We start from the raw sequence: 21,918 nt of genomic DNA, 5'->3' as shown, positions 1-21,918 counted from the left end.
TGCTCTCCCCTACCTGGAGGTGATGTCGACGATCCGCCAGTGCCCGTCCCGCAGTTCCGCGGTCACGGATAGCTGGGCCGCCGCTGTGGTGGCGGGCTTCCCCTCGCGCTCGTAGATCTGGTCGAGGAAGACGAGGAGGTGGGCGCTGCTCCCGGTGAGTCTGGTGACTCCGGCGCGTACGGCCTGGCTGGTGAGGGTCAGCTTCTGGTCCGCGGCCTGCTTCTCGACCTGCCCGAACAGCGCCGCGTACTGCTGGAGGGCCCGGCCGCCGAGCAGTTGCTTCGCCGACTCCTTCGTGGCGCCGGTGGCCTGCGGGCTGTACGAGAAGACCTTGCCCAGCGCGCTGCTCACGTCGCCGGCGACCCGGGCGGTGGCGGCGGAATCGGTCAGGGCGTGGTTGGAGGTGGCGGGGGTGTCGCGCAGCCGCTGCCCCTGGACGAAGAGCGTGGCGCCCACGCCCAGCAGGGCGACCGCCAGCAGCGCCGCGGCCGGGCGGGCCCACCTCCGGTGGGCCGGGGAGACGTCCGGCGCGGGATCCGCGTCCTGTACGGGGTCGGGGTCCGGGTGGATCGTCGCTGTTCCCGTGCTCTGCTTCATGAGCCGCTCCCGACCGGTAGCGCGTCAAGTGCCTTGATCTTCCAGCCGTCCCCGGTCCGGGCGAGCGTCGCCTCGTAGCGTTTGCGCTCCGTCCCGCCCTTGCCGGTGCGCGGGGTGATCTCGACGTCGACGGTCGCGATGAGCGCCGCGGTGCCGGCCCGGTCGTCGAGTGCGGTGAGGGCGGCGTCGGTGACCTTGCCGTGGGCGGTGGCGCCGGACTCGGTGAGCTCTCCGGCGTCCTTCTTCCGGGTGCGCTCCAGCCGGTCGTGCAGCGGTCCGGTCGAGGCGTCGAGCCACGCGGTGAGCCCGGACTTCACGCCGGCGGCGTTCTTGCCGTCCATGCTGGTCAGCCGGGCGAGGTGCCGCCTGCCGTCGGCCAGGGCGGCGTCGCGGCTCTTCGCGTACGCCAGCGTGTCGTCCCCCTGGGCCTGGGCGTACGACCAGGTGCCGAGCGCGCAGACCAGCACGGCGGCGAGCAGGGCGGCCCAGCCGAGCCCCGTTCTCGTACGGTCGCTCATGAGCCTCCTCCCAGGCCGAGCAGGCCGGCCATGCCGTCGGCCCGGGGCACGGTGGTCTTCCCGGTGGTACTGCCGGGCGTGTCCGGGAGGAGGCCGGAGCCCGGTGTGAACGGTTCGGGCACGGGGCCGCCCTTCGGGGCGTTGGCGCTGCCGCGGACGTTGATGCCGCTGCCGGGCGAGGACGTACAGCGGGCCCTGGTGTTGGCCGCGGGGGCCGCCGAGACGTCGGTGCCGGGGCGGTAGGTGGTGGAGCCGTATCCGGCGGTGCAGGGCAGTGGTTCGAAGAAGGTGACCGACATGCCGAACCTGGCACCGTCCTGGTCGACGGCGCTGGCGCCGGCGGCCGCGACGGCGGGGAGCTTGACCAGGAGCTCCTCCAGTCCGCGCTGCCGTGTGACGGCGACCTCGGAGGTGGTGAGGAGGTTGGCGACGACCACGCCGAAGGCGGGGTCGAGATCGCGGAGCAGGCCGCTGATCTGTTCGGTGGCGTCGGGCGCCGCGGCGATGAGCCGGCGCAGGTCGGTGTCGGATCCCTTGAGTTCGGCGGCGAGTTCCTCGGCCCCGGAGGCGAAGCCCTTGAGTGCTTCGCCCTGTTCGTTCTGGGTGCGCAGCACGGTCTCGCCGTCGGCCATCAGCTTGGTGGTGGTCGGCAGGGCCTCGTCGGCGGCCTCGACGAACTCGCTGCCGGTGTCGAGCAGGACCTGGAGGTCGTCGCCGCGCCCGCTGAACGCCGTGCCGAATTCGTCGACGACCGTCCGCAGGGCTTCCGTGTCGACGGAGGCCGTCAGGTCGTTGACGCCGACGAGGACGTCGGTGACGGGCGCGGGGATGGTGGTGTCGGCCTGGTCGATGACCGAGCCGTTCTCCAGGAAGGGGCCGTCCGCGCGGGTGGGGCGCAGATCGATGTACTGCTCGCCGACCGCGGAGAGGCTGGCGACGACGGCCTGCAGGCTGTCCGGGATGCGCGGCGCGTCGTTCTCGATGCGCAGTTCGGCCTCGACCCCGTCGTCGGTGAGCTCGATCGGGCCGACCCGGCCCACGGACACACCCCGGTAGCTGACGTTGGAGTGGGTGAAGAGACCGCCTGTCTGCGGCAGTTGCACCGTGACGGTGTAGTAGTCGCGCAGGCCCACGTAGTGGCCGAGGTCGGCGTACCGCACCCCCAGGAAGCCGAGGACGAGTACGGCGATGACGAGGAAGGCGATGTTCTTGAGCCGGATGGCGAGGGTGATCATCAGCGGGTGCCCTCCGTTCCCGGTGCGGTGACCGAGGGGAGCGGCAGGGGCAGCGCCTCTCCCGGCGCCTTCTGCGTGCCGGACGCCGTGGGCGGGGTGAGTGCGGGGATGACCTGGGTGCCGGGCTGGGCGGTCACGTCCAGGTAGACGTTGAGGTAGTCGCCCTTCACCCCGCGGAGCACCTCGTCGGTGAACGGGTAGGTGACCAGGACCTGGAGGGAGTCCGGCAGGTCGTTGCCGGAGTCGGCGAGCGCGGTGAGCGTGGGTGCGATGGCCTTGAGGTCGGCGATCATGTCGGCCTTGCTCCTGTTGATGGTGTCGACCGCGACGGTGGAGAGCGAGTCGAGCGAGCGCAGCATGGTGAGGAGCGATCCGCGCTGCTTCTCCAGGACCTTCAGACCGGGGCTGAGACCGGTGAGGACCGTGCCGACGTCCTGTTTGCGGGTGGCGAGGGTGGCGGAGAGCCGGTTGACGCCGTCGAGTGCCTGGGTGATGTCCTCCTTGTGGCCGTCCAGGTTGGTGACGAGGGTGTCGACCCGCTTCAGCATCGAGCGGATCTGCGGTTCCCGTCCGGCGAGTGCCTTGTTGAGCTCGGTGGTGATGGTCTTCAGCTGGTCGACGCCGCCCCCGTTGAGGAGCATCGACAGGGCTCCGAAGACCTCTTCGACCTCCGGGTTGCGGTTGGTGCGGGAGAGCGGGATCCGGTCACCGTCCGAGAGGTCGCCCCGGGCGGTGCCGGAGCTCGGGGGCGAGAGCTGGACGAACTTCTCGCCGAGGAGGCTGGACTGTTCCAGGTGGGCGTAGGCGTTGGCGGGCAGGTCGATCTTCCCGTTGACGCGCATGGTGACCTTGGCGGTCCAGCTGCCGGGGGTCAGTGCGATCCCGGTGACCCTGCCGACGGCTACGTCGTTGACCTTGACGGAGGACTGCGGGGCGAGACTGAGGACGTCGCCGAACTCGGCGGTGATCTCGTACGGGTGGTCCCCGAGGTCGGCTCCCCCGGGCAGCGGCACCTGCTCGATGCCCGAGAACGACGGCAGGCCGACGGTCGTGGCGACGAGCACGAAGCCGACACCTGCGGCGACCAGGGCGCCGAGGCCCGTGACCGCACGGGTGCCGGGTCTGCGCAGGGTGCGGCTCATGGAGTCGCCTCCTTCTTCTCGTCCGTTCCGGTCTTCTTCGTCCCGGACTTCTCCGGGGTGCCGTAGACGGTGCCGACGGCGGGCAGCGGGAGTGCGGGCAACGCCTCCTGGCGGGCGGTGTCCACCGGGGCCAGCCCTTCCATGCCTGCGGCCCCTGCCTCGGTGAGCGGCCCGCCCATCGACAGTTCGTTGAGGTTCGTGCGCCCGTTGAGGGTGCGGTTCGCCGGGTCGTAGGCGTTCAGTACGTTCCCCGCCGCGAGGGGCAGGGTGTCGAGGGACTCGGCGAGCGAGGCGCGCTGGTCGACCAGGGTCTGGGTGAGCGGCAGCAGAAGGTCGACGTTCTGCTTCAGGGCGCCGCGGTTCCTCTGGATGAAGCCCTTGACCTGGCCGAGCGCCTTGCCCAGTTCCTTCAGGGCCGCGCTGAGGTTCTTCTTGTCGTCGGCGAGGAAGCCGGTGACGGTGTTCAGCTGCTGCTCGGCGGCCCGCACATCGCCGTCGTTCTCCTTCAGCATCGTGGTGAAGGTCTGCAGGTAGGACAGCGTGTCGAAGAGGTTTCCGCTGCTCTTGTCGAGTGTCTTCGTCGCCTTGCCGAACTGTTCGACGGAGTCTCCGATGGCCTTTCCGTTGCCGTCCAGGTTCTTCGCCCCGGTGTCGAGGAGTCCCGCGAGCGCGCCGTCGGTGTTGGCGCCGTCCGGGCCGAGGGCCGTGGAGAGCTCGGTGATCGACTCGTACAGCTGGTCGACCTCGATGGGGGTGGCGTTGCGGGCCGCCGGGAGTACGGCGTCGTCCTCCAGCCGCGCTCCCCCGGTGTACGCCGGCGCGAGCTGTACGTACCGGTCGGCGACCAGGCTGGGGGCCACGACGACGGCGTGCGCCTCCTTGGGGACCTTGACGCCCTTGTCGATACGGAGGGTGACCCTGACCTCCTTGCCGCTCGGTTCGACGGAATCGACGGTGCCGGCCTTCACGCCGAGTATCCGCAGATCCGATCCGGCGTACACGCCCGTGGCCTGGTCGAAGTAGGCGGTGACGGTGGTCTTCCCCTGGTCGTCCATCGCCATCACTCCCGAGGTGGCGGCGACCGCCACGACCGCGAGCCCGGCGCCGATCCCGATGACGCGTGTGCGTCTCATGTCAGCGCCCTCCCTGCTTCGGTGGCATGCAGTCGCCGTCGGCGGGGGGTGTGCCGGCGGGCAGGTAGCTCTTGGGGACGACCCCGCAGACGTAGTTGTCGAACCAGCGGCCGCTGCCGAGGGTGTTGCCGACGAGGCGGTTGTAGGAGCCGGCCAGGGAGAGGACCTTGTCGAGGCTCTTGCGGTTCTTCACCAGGACCGAGGTGACCCGTCCCAGGGAGTCCAGGGTCGGTTTCAGCTGCTTGTCGTTGTCCGTGACGAGCCCGGTGAGCTGGGTCCCGAGGTTCCTGGTGCCGGTGAGCAGCAGATGGATGGAGTCGCGGCGCGCCTGGATCTCGCCGAGGAGCAGGTTCCCGTCCTCCAGGAGGGTCTCGAAGCTGCTCTTCTTGCTCGCGAGCGTCTTGGTGAGCTGTTTGCTGCCCTTGAGGAGGGTGGCGAGCTGGGCGTCCCGCTCGGACACCGTCCTCGACAACGCCGACAGCCCGTTCGCCGCGCTGCGTACGTCGGGTGGTGAGTCCTTGAACGTCTCGGAGATCGTCTCGAAGCTCTGGGCGAGCTGGGCGGTGTCGATCTCCTCGATCGTCTCGCCCAGTCCGTTGAACGCCTGGGTGACGTCGTACGGGGACGTGGTGCGGCTCGCGGTGATACGGGAGTCCGGATCCTGCCGGGCGTCGCCGAGGGGGTCGACGGCGAGGTACTTGTCGCCGAGGAGGGTCTTGATGGCGATGCCGACGGTGGAGGAGTCGCCGATCCATGCGTCCTTGACCCGGAAGTCCACCTTCACCTTGGCGCCGTCGAGCGAGACGCCGGTGACCTCGCCCACCTTGACTCCGGCGATCCGTACCTCGTCGCCCTCGTCGAGGCCGGCGGATTCGGTGAAGTCGGCGCTGTAGGTGGTGCCCCCACCGATGAAGGGCAGTGCGTCGGCGCGGTAGGCGGCGAGGCCGACGAGTGTCAGGACGAGGAGGCCGACGATGCTGACGGCGACGGGGTTGCGTTCCCGTACGGGCTTGATTCTCATCCCTGGCACCTCGGCTGGTCGATGGTGACGCCGGTGGGCGGTGCGCTGCCGTCCTCGGTCGTCACACCGTTGATGCTGGCTTCGCAGAGGTAGAGGTTGAGCCAGGACCCGTAGGAGGTGAGGCGGGTGATCGCCTCCATCTTCGCCGGGGTCTTCCGCAGGAAGCTCTCGATCTTGGGGGCGTTCTTGTCGAGCCCGCCGGTGAGCCGGCCGAGCTGGGCGATGTCCTGCTTGAGCGGCTCCCGGCCGTCCTGGACGAGGTCCGCGGTGACGGTGGTGAGCGCGCCCATCGCGGTGACCGCCTCGCCGAGCGGCTTGCGGTCGCCGGAGAAGCCCGTGACGAGCTTCTGGAGGGTCACGACGAGGTCGTCGAAGCCCGCCTCCCGGTCGTTCACGGTCTTCAGGACCGTGTTGAGGTTCTTGATCACCTCGCCTATCACCTTGTCCTTGGCCGCGACGGTGCCGGTCAGCGATCCGACGTGGGAGAGGATGCTGTCGACGGTGCCGCCCTCGCCCTGGAGTACCTGGACGATCGAGCTGGCGAGCTGGTTGACGTCCGGGGGCGACAGCCCTTCGAAGAGCGGCTGGAAGCCGTTGAAGAGCTGGGTGAGGTCCAGCGCGGGTGTGGTGCGCGAGAGCGGGATGGTCGCTCCGGATCCGAAGCTGGCGCCGACGGGTCCGGCGCCCTGGTCGAGGTCGATGTAGCGCTGGCCGACCATGTTGAGGTATTTGATGGAGGCGGTCACCGAGGCGGGCAGCTTCCGGCCCTTGCGGACGGCGAACCCGACCTCGGCCAGCCGCTTGTCGGCGACCCGGATGGATTCGACCTGCCCCACCTTGACGCCGGCGATCCGCACGCTGTCGCCGACGACGAGTCCGGTCGCGTCGGTGAACCGCGCCTTGTACGGGGTGGTGTCGCCGACGCCCGTGTTGGCGATGGACAGACCCAGGACGGTGGTGGCCAGGGCGGTCACCACGACGAAGACGATCGACTTCACGAGGGGTCCCGCGAGGGAACGGCGCTTCACTTGAGCTTCACCTCCGCACCGCGGAAGGCCGGACCGATGAGCACGCTGCTCCAGTCCGGCAGGGTCTGGGGCCGCACTTCCAGGGAGGGGGCGACGAGTTCGTTGACGAGCCGGCTCTCCTGCGGGGAGTTGGGCATGCCGAGGGCGGTGTCGGCGGCTCCGGTGTCCGGGCCGGTCGCGTCGGGGGCGCTGTCCGTGGGCGAAGCGGTCCGGGCGTCGGCGGTCGGCACCGGCCTGCCGGTGTACGGCACCGAGTAGCAGTGCGGTCCGCCGGTCGCGTCGTAGACCGGGGTGTCCTTGCCCGCCACGTACTTGCCCTTCGACTCGACGGGCTTGAGGGTGACGTGGAGGCCCGGCCGGTCGGTGCCCTTGCCGAGTGCCTTGTCCATTGCGGGCACGAAGCCGGCCATCGTACGCAGGGTGCAGGGGAAGGCGTCCGAGTACTCCGCGAGGAGTTCCAGCGTCGGCCGGCCCGAGGCGGAGAGGTGGATGAGGTTGTCCTTGTTCTTACGCAGGAAGGAGGTGACGTCCCGTGCGGAGGCGGTGGTGGAGCCGTACAGATCCGCGAGTTCCGCCTGCTGTTCGGCGATGGTGCCGCTGGTGGTGGTGAAGTCGGTGAGGGCGTCCAGGACGTCGGGGGCGGCGTCCGCGTAGAGATGGCTGACCTTGACGAGTTCCTTGATGTCCGCGTTGAGGGTGGGGAGCTGGGGGTTGAACTCCTTGAGGTGGGCGTCGAGGGTGACCAGCGTGTCGCCGAGTTTGTCGCCGCGTCCTTCGAGCGCCTGGGACACCGCGTTGAGGGTGGCGGCGAGCTTCTGCGGCTGGACGGCGGTCAGCATCGGCAGGACGTTGTCGAGTACCTCCTCCAGCTCGATGGCGTTGGAGGAGCGGTCCTGCGGGATCACGGCACCGGCCCGCAGGGTCCGCGTGGACGGGACGGTCGGAGGTACGAGGGCGACGAACCGCTCGCCGAAGAGGGTGGTGGGCAGCATCTGCGCGGTGACGTCGGCGGGTATCCGCTCCAGCCGGCCGGGCTGGATGGCCAGGGTCAGCCGCGCCCCGTCCCCGGCCGCCTCGATGTCACGCACCTCGCCGACCACGACTCCGCGCAGCTTCACCTCGGCGTTGTCGTGCATCTCGTTGCCGACGCTTCCGGTGCGTACCGTCACGGTGGCGTCGTCCGTGAAGTCCTTCTCGTAGACGGAGACCGACAGCCATACGAGCAGGGCGGGCACGAGCACGAAGGCCACGCCCGCGAGTCTGCGGCGCACCGTCTGCGCCGTTGGGGAATGCATCAGCCGGCCACCTTCACCGTTGTCGTCGCGCCCCAGATGGCGAGCGAGAGGAAGAAGTCGGTGACGCTGATCAGCACGATCGCGTTGCGCACCGAGCGGCCCACGGCCACGCCCACGCCGGCCGGGCCGCCGGTGGCGTGGAAGCCGTAGTAGCAGTGGGCGAGGATCACCAGCACGCTGAAGATCAGCACCTTGAGCACCGACAGCAGCACGTCGTCCGGGGAGAGGAAGAGATTGAAGTAGTGGTCGTAGGTGCCCGCCGACTGCCCGTTGAACAGGACGGTGATGTAGCGGGACGCGAGGTAGGAGGAGAGCAGCCCGATCGCGTACAGCGGGATGATGGCGACGACGCCGGCGATGATCCGCGTGGTGACGAGGTAGGGCATGGAGCGCACGCCCATCGCCTCGAGGGCGTCGACCTCCTCGTTGATCCGCATCGCGCCGAGCTGGGCGGTGAAGCCGGCGCCGACGGTCGCGGAGAGGGCGAGTCCGGCGACGAGCGGGGCGATCTCCCGGGTGTTGAAGTAGGCGGAGATGAAACCGGTGAAGGCGGAGGTGCCGATCTGGTCGAGGGCGGCGTACCCCTGGAGGCCGACGACCGAGCCGGTCGCGAGGGTCATCGCGATCATCACGCCGATGGTTCCGCCGATGACGCCGAGGCCGCCGCTGCCGAAGGCGACCTCGGCAAGCAGCCGCTGCACCTCCTTGAGGTAGCGGCGCAGGGTCCGGGGAATCCAGATGAGTGCCCGTACGTAGAAGGTGAGTTGCTCCCCCGAGCGGTCGAGCCAGCCGAGCATCGACATCGGTCAGCCCCCCTTCGGGGGGACGATCTGGAGGTAGATCGCCGTGAGGACCATGTTCACCGCGAACAGGAGCATGAAGGTGATGACGACGGACTGGTTGACCGCGTCACCCACTCCCTTGGGTCCGCCGCGCGGGTTCAGTCCCCGGTAGGCGGCGACGATGCCCGCGATGAAGCCGAAGATCAGCGCCTTGAGTTCACCGACGTAGAGGTCGGGCAGCTGGGCGAGGGCGGAGAAGCTGGCGAGGTAGGCGCCCGGTGTGCCGTCCTGCATGATCACGTTGAAGAAGTAGCCGCCGAGCGTCCCGACCACGGACACGAGACCGTTGAGCAGGACGGCGACGAACATGGTGGCCAGCACGCGGGGGACGACGAGGCGCTGGATCGGCGAGACGCCCATGACCTCCATGGCGTCGAGCTCCTCGCGGATCTTGCGCGAACCGAGGTCGGCACAGATGGCGGATCCCGCGGCCCCGGCGATCAGCAGGGCCACGATGAGCGGGCTGGCCTGCTGGATGACGGCGAGGACACTGGCGCCGCCGGTGAAGGACTGGGCACCGAGCTGTTCGGTGAGGGAGCCGACCTGGAGGGCGATGACCGCGCCGAAGGGGATCGAGACGAGGGCGGCGGGCAGGATGGTGACGCTGGCGACGAACCAGAACTGCTCGATGAACTCCCGTACCTGGAACGGGCGGCGGAAGATCGCCCGGCCGACGGCCAGAGCGAGGGCGAACAGCTGCCCGGTCTGGCGCAGCGGGGCGAGGAGTCGCGAGGGCTGCCGCTGCCGCGGTGTCTCCTCCCCCGCCTCTTCGCCGGCCGGCACGGGTGGGCGTACGGGCAGTGGTGCCGTCATCGGCGCCCACCGTCCAAGGTCGGCGTGTAGCTGTTCATGATCGCCGTACGGGCCGCCTCCGGCAGCTGGCCCATCATGGAGAGAACACGCTCCCGGCGGCGCAGGGCTCCCTGCCGGACGGGCAGGCCCGGCGAGGGCTCCAGCTGCGGTACGACGGTGCGGGGCCCGGCCGTGCGGTCGAAGCCGTTGCTCTGCTCCGCCGCCAGGGTGGCCGCGTCCTTCTCCTCCGACATGCCGATGGGGCCTTCGCGGCGGCCGGCGAGGAACTGCGAGACGACGGGCATGTCGCTGGTGAGCAGGACCTCGCGCGGGCCGAAGGTGACGAGGTTGCGGCAGAACAGCATCCCCATGTTGTCGGGGACGGTGGCCGCGATGTCGAGGTTGTGGGTGACGATGAGCATCGTCGCGTCGATCTGGGCGTTGAGGTCGATCAGGAGCTGCGAGAGGTACGCCGTACGGACCGGGTCGAGCCCGGAGTCCGGCTCGTCGCAGAGGATGATCTGCGGGTCCAGGACGAGGGCGCGGGCGAGACCGGCCCGCTTGCGCATGCCGCCGGATATCTCGCCCGGCAGCTTTCCCTCGGCGCCCAGTAGGCCCACGATGTCGATCCGCTCCATGACGATGCGGCGGATCTCGGACTCCTTCTTGCGGGTGTGCTCACGCAAGGGGAAGGCGATGTTGTCGAAGAGCGACATCGAGCCGAAGAGGGCGCCGTCCTGGAACATGAGGCCGAAGAGTTTCCGGGTCTCCATGATTTCCCGCTCGGGGCTGTTCACCATGTCGACGCCGTTGATGAGGACACGGCCCTTTTCCGGCTTCAGCAGTCCGATGATGGATTTCAGGAACACCGTCTTTCCGGTACCGGAGGGTCCGAGCATGACGCTCACCTCACCGGCCGGCAGCGTAAGGCTGATGTCTCGCCAGATGTTCTGTTTGCCGAAGGACTTCGTCAGGTCTTCGACGACTACTTCGATACCCATCGGTCCTCCCTCGAAGTGGTGGTGAACGACGTCATCTGTCAGCGCTCCGGCTCCGGTGAATGCAATGGCGGCTCGTCACACATGCACCAGGAGGCGCACGTTATGTCCGTCGAAACCGCGAGGACAAGCCGTTGAACAGCGGAAATCGCCGGACGTCGATCTCTGTGTGGATCACTTGTCACCGACTGACAAAGCCGCCCGGCGGCCTTGTCGGAATCTGCGCAAGCTCTCCGGTCGCACCGGGGTCCCGCGGCCCAGGGGGGCCGGAGCCACGAGACACCGGCGGCCGGAGGAACCCCGTCCCGGGTGGGAGGGTCCGGGTCCGGAGGAACCCCCGGAGGACTCCCGGTCTTGGGGGCGCGACCAGGACTCCACGTGCGTCGAACGAGCAGGTACGGATGCCTTTCCGGGCTGCTCAAGCGGGACGCTACGGGCCGGTAACCTAAGTCCGCAATAGCACTTCACGAACTTTCTCCGAGGCAATTGCATGGAGTCGTTTTCTTATGCCCCGATGAGTAATCGGCACACGAAACCTATCGAAAAGCGAGGACCGCAAGGCCGGAGCCGCAAGCTCCGGAACGCCACTACGGACACGCCTGAGCCCGCCCCGACCAGGGGTTCGTCCGGTCGGGACGGGCTCAGGGCGGCCGGAGGCCGTGGCGCATGAAGTGACAAGGTGCACGCGCACGCTCTCGCCGGCTACTTCACCGCGGAGTGCCAGCTCTCGGAGAGCTGCTTGCCTGCGTTGGGCACCGACAGACCGGGAGCGGTGAGGCCGGCCGTGTAGGTCTTGGCGTCGTTCAGGACGAGGCTGTTCGATCCGGCCGCGGCGGGCAGGCCGACCTTGAGGTCGATCGCCCAGCTGAGAAGGCCGCCGAGCCCGCAGCCACTGGCCTTCGGCGCCGAGAACCGGCTGTCGCCCTGGGCCGCCCCGGACAGGGCGATCTGGATCATCGATCCCTCGTCCGGGTTCGCCGAGCCGTCACCGTTGAACCGGGAGGCGGAGAAGCTGGGCGCACTGAGGTTTCCGGGCTGCAGGATCACCGGATTGCTGCTGCTGCCGATGTAGCAGTTGGAGCCGAGCAGCGGATTCTCCAGGCGGATCTTCACGGGCAGCTTGACGATGGGCCCTGAGGATATGCCCGCGACCAAGCTGAATTCTGTCGGCGTGCCGGCCGACTCCACCGTGGCGGTCACCTTGTTCAGGGTGGCATCGGTGATCTGCCCGCAGACGCCCGAGATGATCGGTACGTTACTGGGGCACATGATGCCGAGGAGTCCACCGGGGATGGTCGTCTTCCCGCTGATGATGGATCCGGCCGCCGGTGGGATGACCGTATAGGTCCCCTCGGCCGGATGCTGGATGACGCCGAACTGCAGGTTCGTGGACCCGGTCGTCGCCGTGGTGTTGCCCAGTTTGATCGTCCCGTTGGGCGAGGTGGACGTCACACACAGCGGGACATCGGTGTCGCCGTCCGTCGCGAGCATGGCCGGGGCGTCCACCGGACAGCGGTCGAAGGGGGCCCAGGAACCGTTCAGCTGGGCGGCGGCCGTGGCGGCGCCGGCCGGGGTGGCGCTCAGGGGCATGACCAGCGCGGCGGACGCGGCGACGGCACCGGCGGCCTTGATCCAGGTCTTCGAGGCAGATCCCATTGTTCCCTCAATTCGTCAACGGCTGGCGGAAAATGCTGTGTTCGGTGCGATGGGTGGGTATGGCTCGGCAGGTCAGCGGATCGCTTCGGGCACGCCGACCGGCTCGTACTCGTCCGTACAGACGGCGCCTTCGGAACCCGGCACGTGCTGCTGGGCCGCGCACGGGGCTCCCTGCACCTGTTTGACGTAGCCCGGCACACCGGACAACGACGCGGTGAAGAGGTTGTCCAGGTCCTCGCCTGCGCCACACCCGCTGAACGGGGGAAGGGTCACTGATCCCGTCAGAACCCCACCCGTCGCCAAGGTGTAGCCCGTCGTGACACCGTCCTTCGCCGTCATCCTGCCCTCCAGAGACAGGGTGAAGGGCTTACTGCTCCGGCAGTTGTCCCCCACGTCCAGGGGCACGCCGTTCACCTTGACGTCGCGGAGTCGGAGTATGAGGTCGAGGTCGATGGTGGTCACGCCCTTGTTCGACATGTCGGACCAGTCCACCACCAGGTGTGACCTCACGTTGTAGTCCGGGGTCCCTTCGGAATCCACGCCCGGGGGGACCTGCGTCATCTCCAGGGTCGCGGTCGTCGGCATGAAGCCGAAGGTCAGAAACGTTCCCGTGGCGGGCGGCAGTTGCGGCTTGCCCTCGTAGTCGAGCAGGGCGGTCGAATCCTGGTAGATGTGCGTGAACCCCGGCTCGGAGAGATCGACGCGGGTCGGCCCCTGCTCGATCTGCGTACAGGCCAGAGGAAACTTGGTCGCCCCGTTCAGCTTCGCCACGTTGGCATAGCCGGTCACATAGGCGTTCAGGTTGAGACCGTTGTTCACGTCGCCGACGCACGCAGGGGCGTCAGGGGCAGCGGGCTGCTTCGCCCTGGCACCGACCTCGGGCGTGGCCTCGACCCCTGGCGTATCGCTCCCGGAAGACGCGGATGCGGGTGGGGCCGGCGCGGACGCACCATCCTCGCCCTCACCACTGATGTCCAACTCCGCCAGCTCGGTCCCCTGTTCCGGGTCCGGGGCGCAGTCCAGGGACGTGCCGGACGGTTCGGCGGGCGTGCCCTGAGCGGAATACAAGGCGAGGTCCACCGAGAGTGCTCCCGCGTCGAGGCTCAGGTCTCCGGACGCCCCGGGTTTCACGTACGGGACGGTCCCCGAGGTGGTCAACGGCAGATCGCCCTCGGCAGGGATCGGCACGGGCTCCGCTGTCGTTCCGATCCACTCGGCCCGCGCATGCCGGTCCTTCTGGGACACATCGACAGCGAGCCTTATCTCCGCGCTCACACTCGCCGCCGAGGAGCCGGCCGCTACGGGGATCACCCCCTCGGGCAGCGTCGCCTCCAGGACCACGTCCTCGGGCTGTATCGCCTGCCCGGGCTGAGCCGACTCGGGGACCTTCGCAGTGACCTTCACCCTGGCCTTCACCGACTGCTTGCCCTCGGGAAGGTCGCAGGTGTAGGCCAGCTCCGTATCGATGTCCTGGACACCGGGTGCGGCCTGCGCACCCGGAACCATGCCGCCGAGCAGCACGACGGTGGCCACTGCGGCACCACGTGCCGCGCCCCTGCGTGCTCCCGTTGTACGACTGCCTCTCACTGAGGATGTCCCCTTTCGGACCGACCGGACGTGCATCGCGTGGCGGGCGGACTCGCCCCGGCCTCCTGCTCACCGAGGAGGGTCGTGGCTGGATCAGGGGGTGAACACGATGGTCGGCCTGGTGGTGCCGCCGCTCGGTGTCGTCATGGAACAGGTGAGCATCGGTCGCACGGCGGGCGGGCCCCGCCGTGCGACCCCTGCTCATCCCTGAGTGGCTCGTGACCGGATCAGCCGGATCAGGGGGTGTAGACGATGGTCGGCTTGGTCGTGCCGCCGCTCGGTGTGACTGCGTTGTAGTTGGCGGTGTAGGTCGGGTTGTTGCCCACGGCCGCGATACCGGCGCAGCCCGAGGTGACGGTGGCGACGGTCAGCTTGTAGGTGGCGTTGTTGCTGACCGCCAGCACACCGGTGGAGTTGGTGTACTTGGCGGCGACGTTGCCCGTCACGGTGAAGGTGCAGGTGAGCACCTTCAGCGTGGCCTTCACTCCGGAGATGTACCCGTTGGTGACACCAGCGCTGTAGGTGTTCGCGTTCAGCTTCCATGGGGTGGACGTATCGGCGGTCGGGGTCACCGGGCCGAACGGACTGGTGCAGCCGCTCCAGGTCAGCGGAGCGATCGTGCCGACGGTCACGTTGGTCGTACCGGAGGCCGAGGCGAGGCTGCCCTTAGCCGCGGACGACGTACACGTCATCGGGATGCCGTTGAGGGCGAGGGTGACGGTGCCGGCCGTGGCCGAGAACGTCTCCGGCGAGTTGGGGCCGACGGTCCAGGTCGGGGCTGCGACGCCGGCGGTGGCGGTGGTGGCTCCGAGGGTGACAGCCGCCGCGGCGGCACCGGCCGCGATCGCGATCTTTCTGAGGGAGTTGCGCACAGTGAGTTCCTCCGATTCGCCAGTGCGGGTGCACTGTTGCGGGGAAGGCACTCGAATTCCTGCAAAGGCGCAGGGAGTGCCGCGAAGAATCGTGTTGCGTGGGGGCCGTGCTGCGCTTTCAGCCACTCATGCTCTGTGACAGGGCGTGACGTTACTTGCGGGAAACTTGGAGCACAATCCCGCCGGTCAAGATTGCTTGGGCAAGTTTTTTTCCTCGTCAGTACGTCACTAATTCACTTGGCGCACTTGTCACTTCCTGCGCAATATCACTGCGGAGGTGCCGCGTTGACGTCGGCCCCCGGCCCGACGCCACCGCCGACCGGAACTTCCGGAGAAGATCGGCAGACACCGATCGGGTCCGGAGACATCCCCCGGGACAGCCGCCGCGGCGGACACCGCGACCCCCGTCGACGCCCTCGGTGCGTCCACGGCCGAAAACATTGTCCGGAAGTGAGCATTTACGGCCCCACCTGCACCGGAGCGCCACAACAGGGCCAGGTTGTGTGCACCCTGCACTTCGATCCTGTCCAGGCGGTGTGCGCCCCGCCCGACTTGGTCTATCTTCGGCGCCGATGTTGGTATACACCTGTCGGTCCGTGGGAGCGCTTTCCCCCACACGTTCCACCCACTCCGGGCCCGGGAAGCAAGGGGACGGTCATGCCGAGACTTATCCAGCCGCTGGACACCGGAGACCCGCTGGGGCCCCTCCCCCAGGAGTTCGCCGCGATCATGCGACCCGAACTGCCGAGCCTGATCAAAGAGATAGGCATGGAAGTGACCCGCGCCTATCCGGAATACGCGCGTCTGCTGAACGGCCCCAACGGGACCTCCATCCGCATGGGCGTCGAGCAGAGCCTTTCCTCCTTTGTCGACCTGGTCGCCGAACCCTCGTCCCCCACGGTCCTGCGCGACGACATGTGCCGGAGATTCGGCAGGTTCGAGGCGTACGAGGGCCGCACCATGGACGCGCTCCAGGGGGCCTACCGCCTGGGCGCACGGGTCGCGCTGCGGCGGGCGAAGAAGGTGGGCCGGAGTTACAACTTCTCGCCGGCGCTCATGCTCAGCTTCGCCGACGCGCTGTTCGCCTACGTGGACGAACTCGAGTCGCTCTCCCGCGAGGGCTATCTTGAAGTGCAGGCCCAGTCCGACCAGCAGGGCGAGGCGGTGCGCCGGCGGCTGCTGCATCTGATCCTCACGGGCAGACCCGTGCCCCGCAGCGCCATCGCCGAGCTGTGCGAGCAGACCGGCTGGACCCTGCCCGAGCAGGTCACCCTCGTCGCGGTGCGTGCCCCGTCCGGGCTGGACCGGATCAGCGCCGACCACGACGTCCTGATCGACCCCGGTGACCCGCAGCCGCACCTGCTGGTCCCCGGGCCGGTGGACGACGCGCGCAGGGAGATGCTCGACCGGACGATCCCCGGCGGCGGCGCGGCGATCGGGCTGACCGTGCCGACCGCGCTGGCCGCCGACTCGATCCGCTGGGCTCGCCGTGTCCTCGAACTGGTGGACGCCGGAGTCATCGACGACGCGCCCGTCATCCTCTGCGAGGACCACCTCATCACGCTGTGGCTCCTCTCCGACACCGCTCTCCTCGACCAGCTCGCCGAGCGCGAACTGGCCGCTGTCTCCGGTATCAGCCCCACCCGGCGGGAGCGGCTGATCGAGACACTGCGGATCTGGCTCGACACCCGGGGCACCGCCGCCCAGATGGGCGAGCTGCTGGACGTGCACCCGCAGACGGTCCGCTACCGGATGCGCAGCCTGGAGGCCATCTTCGGCGACCAGCTCACCGACCCCGAGAGCCGATTCTCGACCGAAGCCGTGCTGCGCGCCGCGCGGTTACGGGCTCGCAGCGGCCAGTCTCTCGGCTGAGGGGGCATCACACACTGCGTACCGAGTCAACTTACCGCCAGGTAACGCGAAATAGACGGTCAGTCCCAAACGGTTGCGACACGGAGACGTTCTCAACAAGAAACCCGGAACTGCGTCCCGTTACATAGGGAGGAGCGGTGGCCCACCGGCCACCGCGGAGCGCCACCTCCTGGCCAACCATCCGAGAGGGAACCCCACATGACCGCCTCGCACCTCCTCGTCCCCGTGCCGATCCCCGACCGGGTCGCCGCACTGATCGGGTCCTGCACTCCGCCGCACATTTTGCGGGCGGAGTTCGACGCCGACTGCGCCGCCCGCGAGGTGCGCAGGTTCCGGGGGCCGAGGCTCGGCATCGAGGACCAGGCCGACCGCGAGCAGGCACTGTCCGAGCTCGCGTGGGCCAACAAGGTGCTGTCCGCCCATCACCCCCATCTCGCGGTGCGCCACGACGGCGTCTGGTGACGCTCGCCCGCTTGCGCGACGGCGAAGGCCGCCTTACCTTACCCAGAAGTAAGTTTACTCTGGAGTAAGGATTTGGTGTGGCCGACAACAGCAGCGGCAACCTCACCGACGAACTGTCCGGGCTCGACTTCGGTGCCGTCTCCCCGGAGGAGTTCGCACGCATCGTCAAGGGCCTGTCCGCCAAGCAGCTCGGCGAGGTCATGCACGGTGACCTGCGAGCCCGGGTGCTGAGCGAGGTCTTCGGCCGGATGCGGCAGCAGTTCCGCCCGGAGGCAGCGGGCGGGCTGAAGGCCCTGATCCGCTGGAAGATCACGGGCGAGAGCGAGGAGGTCTACGAGACCTCCATAGCCGACGGCACCTGCACGGTGAGCGCGGGCCGCTCCGACGCCGAGCCCCGCACGACGCTGGTGATGGGCGACGCCGAATTCCTCAAGCTGGTCTCCGGCAACGGCAATCCCGTGACGATGTTCATGATGCGCAAGCTGAAGGTCGCCGGTGACGTCGGCCTGGCCTCGGGCCTGACCCGCTACTTCGACATCCCGAAGGCCTGAGCCCATGAGCTACTTCTCCCTCGCCCTGACCGAGGAACAGCGGGACCTGCGCGACTGGGTGCACGGCTTCGCCGCCCAGGTGGTGCGCCCCGCGGCGGCCGAATGGGACGAACGCGAAGAGACCCCGTGGCCGGTCATCCAGGAAGCGGCCAGGATCGGTCTGTACGGATTCGAGTCGCTCGCCGACATGTACGGGGACCCGAGCGGACTCTCCCTCCAGATCGCCAACGAGGAGCTCTTCTGGGGCGATGCCGGGATCGGCATGGCGCTCTTCGGCACCTCGCTCGCGGTCGCCGGGATCTTCGCCTCCGGCACGCCCGACCAGCTCGCCGAGTGGGTCCCGCAGTGCTACGGCGACGAGGACGACCCGAAGGTGGCCGCCTTCTGCGTATCCGAGCCGCAGGCCGGGTCCGACGTCTCCGCGATGACCACGAAGGCCCGTTACGACGAGGCCAAGGACGAGTGGGTGCTCTCCGGCCAGAAGGCGTGGATCACCAACGGCGGGATCGCGGAGATCCATGTGGTGGTCGCCTCGGTCGACCCCGCGCTCGGCGCCCGCGGCCAGGCCGCGTTCATCGTGCCGCCCCGCACGAAGGGCCTGGCGGCGAGCCGCACCATCAAGAAGCTCGGCCTGCGCGCGTCGCACACCGCGGACGTGTTCCTCGACGACGTACGCGTCCCCGGGCACTGTCTGCTCGGCGGCAAGGAGAAGCTGGACGCCCGGCTGGCACGTGCCCGCGAGGGCGGAACCGCCAAGGGCCAGGCGGCGATGGCGACCTTCGAGGTCAGCCGCCCCACCGTGGGCGCCCAGGCGCTGGGTATCGCACGCGCCGCGTACGAGTACGCCCTGGAGTACGCCGGTGAACGCGAGGCCTTCGGCCGGCCGGTCATCGAGAACCAGTCGATCGCCTTCGCCCTCGCCGACATCCGTACGGAGATCGAGGCCGTACGCCTGTTGATCTGGCAGGCGGCCTGGATGGCCCGCAACGACCGGACATTCGACGCGGGCCAGGGCTCCATGTCCAAGCTCCGCGCGGGCGAACTCGCGGTCTCCGCGACGGAGAAGGCGGTCCAGATCCTCGGCGGCGCCGGATACAGCAGGGAGCACCCGGTGGAGCGGATGTACCGCGACGCCAAGATCTACACGATCTTCGAGGGTACGAGCGAGATCCAGCGGCTGGTCATCGCCCGGGCGATCTCGGGGCGTCACATCCGCTGACGCGCCTCACCCCGGCCGCGAACCCTGGCCCTGCCCCCGCCCGTCGTCCCTGGCCGGGGCAGGGTTCACCTGCCCTCGGGCGCCCCGCACCCAGCCATGCCCCAAGCCGGCAGGGGGCGGCCGTCATGCCTCGTCGAGGCGCTTCCGCTGCTCGGGTGCCAGTCGCAGGTCCACAGCGGCGAGGAGCTCGTCGAGTTGCTCGACGGAGCTGACGCCCACGATGGGAAGCACCGGAGGGGTGCCGTGCAGCAGCCAGGCCAGCACCACCTGGCTGGGCGTGGCGCCCAGCTCGGACGCCACCTCGCGCAGCGCCGCCAGCCGGGGTGCGGTGCCCGGGTGGTCGTAGGCCGTCGGCAGGGGTTTGTCCTCGCGGGCGTAGGCGCCGGACAGGAGGGTGGAATAGGCCATGAGCGTCAGGTCCGGCTCGCTGCCCACGTAATCCAGCATCTCCGGCGTCACATGGACGTGGCCCGATTCGGGCAGGGCGACGTCGAACCGCGGCTGGAGGTAGGAGTACCGCTGCTGGACGCAGCTGTAGCTCGCCCAACCGTTGCCCTGGGCCACGGCGCGGGCCCGCTCGACGCGCCAGGCCGGGTGGTTGGAGGCGCCCAGCGCGCCCACATCACCTACGGAGACCAGTGCGTTCAGGGCACCCAGGGTCTCCTCCAGCGGGACGGTCCGGTCCTCGACGTGCGACCAGTACAGATCGATACGGTCCGTGCCCAGTCGGCGCAGGCTCTCCTGAGCCGCCTTGCGCACTACGGGAGCGGACAGACCCTCGGCTGTCTCCAGCCCGGTCCCGGGAACAGTGGGGCGCCCGCCGAACTTGGTGGAGATCACCACTTCCTCGCGCAGGCCCCGGGCGGCCAGCCACCGGCCGACCGTGGTCTCGCTCTCGTCCCCCGTGCTTCCCGGAAGCCAGAAGACGTAGTTGTTCGCGGTGTCGACGAAGTTCCCTCCCGCCTCTACGAAACGGTCGAGAACGGCGAAGGACGTGCGCTCGTCCACGGTGCTGCCGAAGGGCAGTGCCCCCAGGCAGAGTGCGCTGACCTCAGGTCCGCCCGGGCCTCCGATGCGGCGTCGCAGCATATCGATTCTCCTTCGGGGTCATGCGGGGCATTCGGCCTGCGGGCCCCCGCGCTGACAAACCTAGGCGCCACCGGTACGGAGATCCGGTCCGATCCCACGCCCGAGTCCCGGACCAATTCCTGGCGCCTTCCCCCCTCCTGGGTCGCCTGCCGTCGGGGCCGCCGGCGACGTGTGCGCGCGGATCAGCCGAGTCCGGACCTCCGGTTCAGTCACCCGTCACCCCGTCGGTCCGCTCCCGCAGGAGATCGGCGTGGCCGTTGTGGCGGGCGTACTCCTGGATCATCAGTACGTAGACCGCGCGAAGGCTGAGGCCGGCGGCGGGGGTGGACATGAAGGTCTCGTCGAGAGCGCGCCCGGCCACCGCCGCGTCGCATGCCGTGATCTCGGCCCGGTATCTCCCGAAGTCCCTCTCCGCGTCGGCCGGGTCCACGCCGTCGAAGCCCTCGTCCCCGTCCGACGCCCCGGTGAAGACATCTCCGACGGGCTCGCCCGCGAAGCTGCGCCGGAACCACCACCGCTCGATCTCCGCCATGTGACGGATCAGACCGAGGAGGGTGAGGTTCGACGGCTCCACGGCCGCCGTCGCCAGTCGCGCGGCATCGAGACCCGCGCACTTGGCCAGCAGGGTCTCCCGATGCCAGTTCAGCCATCCCTCCAGCAGTTGGCGCTCAGGCAGCATGCCCAGGGTGCTCAGTGACGTGGTCCGCTCGGTCCGCGGTGCCGTCCACGTCATGCGCCCACCCCTCCGACCGGCGTGAAGCGGACCGGGAGCGACGCCGGGCCCCGGGTGAAGACGCCCTCCTCGGCCGGGGTGAAGCCCTCGGCGAGCCGGAGGTCCGGCATCGCGTCGAGCAGCTGGTTCACCCCGGTCTCGACCTCGGCCCTGGCCAGCAGGGCGCCCACGCAGAAGTGCCGGCCCAGCGCGAAGGCCAGGTGGTCGGCGGCCGCCGAGAACGCCGTGGTGCTGGTCAGGTCGTCACGGAACAGGTCGAAGCGGTCCGGTTCGGTGTAGCGGGCCCCGTCCCGGTTGGCCGAGCCGATCAGACAGGTGACGGTGGCACCGGCCGGGACGGTGCCACCGGACAGCTCCACGTCCCCCGCCGTCTGGCGCATGATCATGTGGACCGGCGGGGTGTAGCGCAGCGTCTCGGCGAAGGCCCGGTCGATCAGGGACCGGTCCCGCTGTACGGCGGCGAGCTGCTCGGGGTGGGCCAGGAGGTTGGCGAAGACCGAGGCGATGGCCTTGTCGGTCGTCTCCCCGCCGGCCGCGAGCAGCAGGCTGCAGAACGCCTTGATGTCCTCGTCGCTCATCCGTACCCCGTCGACCTCGGCGGCGCAGAGCGCGGAGAGCAGGTCGTCCCCCGGTTCCTCCCTGCGCCGCTGGATGACGGGGATCATGTACTCGGCGAACTCCTGGCGGGTCCGCTCCCCCGCCGCCGTGACCGCGGGGTCGCCGGCGAGGTTGCCGAGGAAGGCGATGACATTGGTGTACCAGCCGTGGAAGCGCTGGTGGTCCGCCCTGTCCAGGCCCAGCATGTCGGCGATGACCAGGACGGGGAAGCGTGTCGCGAACGCCTCGACGAGGTCGGCCTCCCCCTTGTGCCGGAAGGTGTCGATGAGCTCGCGGGCGTCGCGCTCGATGACGGGCAGGAACTTCTCCTGGAGGTCGGCGCCGCGGAAGGCCGGGGCGACCAGGGCCCGGCGCACGGCGTGTTCCCTGCCGCTGAGCTGGAGGATGGTGCGGCCGTGTACGGGCTCCAGCTGCCAGTCGTAGTTCTCGGTGGTGAACTCCTGCGCCCGGTCCTTGAAGACGCGCTCGACGTCCTCGTACCGCGAGACGAGGTAACTCCCCGTGGCCTCGTGGTGGATCGGCGGGGCGCTCTCGCGCATCGTCCGGTAGGCCCCGTAGGGGTCGGCGGCGAAGGCGGGCGAGAGAATATCGGGCGGTGAGGACGCCTGGGACACGTATGACTCCTATGGGGCAGAGACCAGGGGATGCGACGTGGTGA

General features: G+C 69.1%; 21 protein-coding genes. 4 read left to right on the top strand and 17 right to left on the bottom strand.

What is annotated here, in order from left to right:
- Positions 1-9 precede the first annotated feature (9 nt).
- From AB0P41_RS34390 to AB0P41_RS34325, 14 genes are all read right to left on the bottom strand, one after another.
- Positions 10-597: a hypothetical protein gene (locus AB0P41_RS34390; protein ID WP_356715943.1), complete on the bottom strand. Its 588-nt coding sequence runs from the start codon at positions 595-597 to the stop codon at positions 10-12.
- The gene (locus AB0P41_RS34385; RefSeq protein WP_356715945.1) at positions 594-1,115 is read right to left on the bottom strand and encodes a hypothetical protein; all 522 of its coding nucleotides are present in this window, start codon (positions 1,113-1,115) and stop codon (positions 594-596) included. Before AB0P41_RS34385 ends, AB0P41_RS34390 begins: the two co-directional genes overlap by 4 nt.
- The gene (locus tag AB0P41_RS34380) at positions 1,112-2,350 is read right to left on the bottom strand and encodes an MlaD family protein (protein ID WP_365936024.1); all 1,239 of its coding nucleotides are present in this window, start codon (positions 2,348-2,350) and stop codon (positions 1,112-1,114) included. Before AB0P41_RS34380 ends, AB0P41_RS34385 begins: the two co-directional genes overlap by 4 nt.
- Positions 2,350-3,492, bottom strand: coding sequence for an MCE family protein (locus tag AB0P41_RS34375; RefSeq protein ID WP_365936023.1), 1,143 nt, complete (start codon positions 3,490-3,492; stop codon positions 2,350-2,352). The genes AB0P41_RS34380 and AB0P41_RS34375 overlap by 1 nt, the downstream gene beginning before the upstream one ends.
- Positions 3,489-4,625 carry an MCE family protein gene (locus AB0P41_RS34370; RefSeq protein ID WP_365936022.1) on the bottom strand — a complete coding sequence of 379 codons (1,137 nt, stop codon included), beginning with the start codon at positions 4,623-4,625 and terminating at the stop codon, positions 3,489-3,491. Before AB0P41_RS34370 ends, AB0P41_RS34375 begins: the two co-directional genes overlap by 4 nt.
- 1 nt (position 4,626) lies before the next feature.
- Complete coding sequence (locus tag AB0P41_RS34365) at positions 4,627-5,646, bottom strand: MCE family protein (RefSeq protein WP_365936021.1); 1,020 nt, start codon at positions 5,644-5,646, stop codon at positions 4,627-4,629.
- Positions 5,643-6,674, bottom strand: a complete 1,032-nt coding sequence (locus tag AB0P41_RS34360; protein WP_365936020.1) for an MCE family protein — start codon at positions 6,672-6,674, stop codon at positions 5,643-5,645. The genes AB0P41_RS34365 and AB0P41_RS34360 overlap by 4 nt, the downstream gene beginning before the upstream one ends.
- Complete coding sequence (locus AB0P41_RS34355; protein WP_365936019.1) at positions 6,671-7,969, bottom strand: MCE family protein; 1,299 nt, start codon at positions 7,967-7,969, stop codon at positions 6,671-6,673. The genes AB0P41_RS34360 and AB0P41_RS34355 overlap by 4 nt, the downstream gene beginning before the upstream one ends.
- Complete coding sequence (locus AB0P41_RS34350) at positions 7,969-8,772, bottom strand: ABC transporter permease (RefSeq protein WP_031094766.1); 804 nt, start codon at positions 8,770-8,772, stop codon at positions 7,969-7,971. The genes AB0P41_RS34355 and AB0P41_RS34350 overlap by 1 nt, the downstream gene beginning before the upstream one ends.
- Before the next feature lie 3 nt (positions 8,773-8,775).
- Positions 8,776-9,624 carry an ABC transporter permease gene (locus tag AB0P41_RS34345; RefSeq protein ID WP_356715958.1) on the bottom strand — a complete coding sequence of 283 codons (849 nt, stop codon included), beginning with the start codon at positions 9,622-9,624 and terminating at the stop codon, positions 8,776-8,778.
- Positions 9,621-10,604, bottom strand: a complete 984-nt coding sequence (locus tag AB0P41_RS34340) for an ATP-binding cassette domain-containing protein (protein ID WP_365936018.1) — start codon at positions 10,602-10,604, stop codon at positions 9,621-9,623. The genes AB0P41_RS34345 and AB0P41_RS34340 overlap by 4 nt, the downstream gene beginning before the upstream one ends.
- 699 nt (positions 10,605-11,303) lie before the next feature.
- Positions 11,304-12,257 carry a hypothetical protein gene (locus AB0P41_RS34335; RefSeq protein ID WP_365936017.1) on the bottom strand — a complete coding sequence of 318 codons (954 nt, stop codon included), beginning with the start codon at positions 12,255-12,257 and terminating at the stop codon, positions 11,304-11,306.
- A 72-nt stretch (positions 12,258-12,329) separates the two neighbouring features.
- Entirely contained in the window at positions 12,330-13,790 is a 1,461-nt protein-coding gene (locus AB0P41_RS34330) for a DUF6801 domain-containing protein (RefSeq protein ID WP_365936016.1), read from the bottom strand.
- Between the two features lie 290 nt (positions 13,791-14,080).
- Complete coding sequence (locus tag AB0P41_RS34325) at positions 14,081-14,716, bottom strand: hypothetical protein (protein ID WP_356716783.1); 636 nt, start codon at positions 14,714-14,716, stop codon at positions 14,081-14,083.
- A 657-nt stretch (positions 14,717-15,373) separates the two neighbouring features.
- Here AB0P41_RS34325 and AB0P41_RS34320 point away from each other — a divergent pair.
- The 4 genes from AB0P41_RS34320 to AB0P41_RS34305 all read left to right on the top strand — a co-directional run bounded on the left by AB0P41_RS34320 (position 15,374) and on the right by AB0P41_RS34305 (position 18,820).
- Positions 15,374-16,588, top strand: coding sequence for a helix-turn-helix domain-containing protein (locus tag AB0P41_RS34320; protein ID WP_356716781.1), 1,215 nt, complete (start codon positions 15,374-15,376; stop codon positions 16,586-16,588).
- A 198-nt stretch (positions 16,589-16,786) separates the two neighbouring features.
- Positions 16,787-17,050 (top strand): hypothetical protein, encoded by a 264-nt coding sequence (locus AB0P41_RS34315; RefSeq protein ID WP_356716779.1) that lies wholly within the window; start codon positions 16,787-16,789, stop codon positions 17,048-17,050.
- Positions 17,051-17,127: 77 nt separating this feature from the next.
- Positions 17,128-17,601 carry an SCP2 sterol-binding domain-containing protein gene (locus AB0P41_RS34310; protein ID WP_356716777.1) on the top strand — a complete coding sequence of 158 codons (474 nt, stop codon included), beginning with the start codon at positions 17,128-17,130 and terminating at the stop codon, positions 17,599-17,601.
- A gap of 4 nt (positions 17,602-17,605) precedes the next feature.
- Positions 17,606-18,820 (top strand): acyl-CoA dehydrogenase family protein, encoded by a 1,215-nt coding sequence (locus tag AB0P41_RS34305; protein WP_356716776.1) that lies wholly within the window; start codon positions 17,606-17,608, stop codon positions 18,818-18,820.
- Between the two features lie 123 nt (positions 18,821-18,943).
- Here AB0P41_RS34305 and AB0P41_RS34300 read toward each other — a convergent pair whose 3' ends face one another.
- The 3 genes from AB0P41_RS34300 to AB0P41_RS34290 all read right to left on the bottom strand — a co-directional run bounded on the left by AB0P41_RS34300 (position 18,944) and on the right by AB0P41_RS34290 (position 21,874).
- Complete coding sequence (locus tag AB0P41_RS34300) at positions 18,944-19,909, bottom strand: aldo/keto reductase (RefSeq protein WP_365936015.1); 966 nt, start codon at positions 19,907-19,909, stop codon at positions 18,944-18,946.
- A 205-nt stretch (positions 19,910-20,114) separates the two neighbouring features.
- Positions 20,115-20,642 (bottom strand): DinB family protein, encoded by a 528-nt coding sequence (locus AB0P41_RS34295; protein ID WP_365936014.1) that lies wholly within the window; start codon positions 20,640-20,642, stop codon positions 20,115-20,117.
- Positions 20,639-21,874, bottom strand: a complete 1,236-nt coding sequence (locus AB0P41_RS34290) for a cytochrome P450 (RefSeq protein ID WP_365936013.1) — start codon at positions 21,872-21,874, stop codon at positions 20,639-20,641. The genes AB0P41_RS34295 and AB0P41_RS34290 overlap by 4 nt, the downstream gene beginning before the upstream one ends.
- Positions 21,875-21,918: the final 44 nt, after the last annotated feature.

Origin of the sequence: Streptomyces sp. NPDC079167 (assembly GCF_040686735.1) — a bacterium.
Lineage (GTDB): Bacteria > Actinomycetota > Actinomycetes > Streptomycetales > Streptomycetaceae > Streptomyces.
The sequence above is the reverse complement of the archived record's forward strand: the minus strand, read 5'-3'. Positions and strand labels throughout refer to the sequence as shown.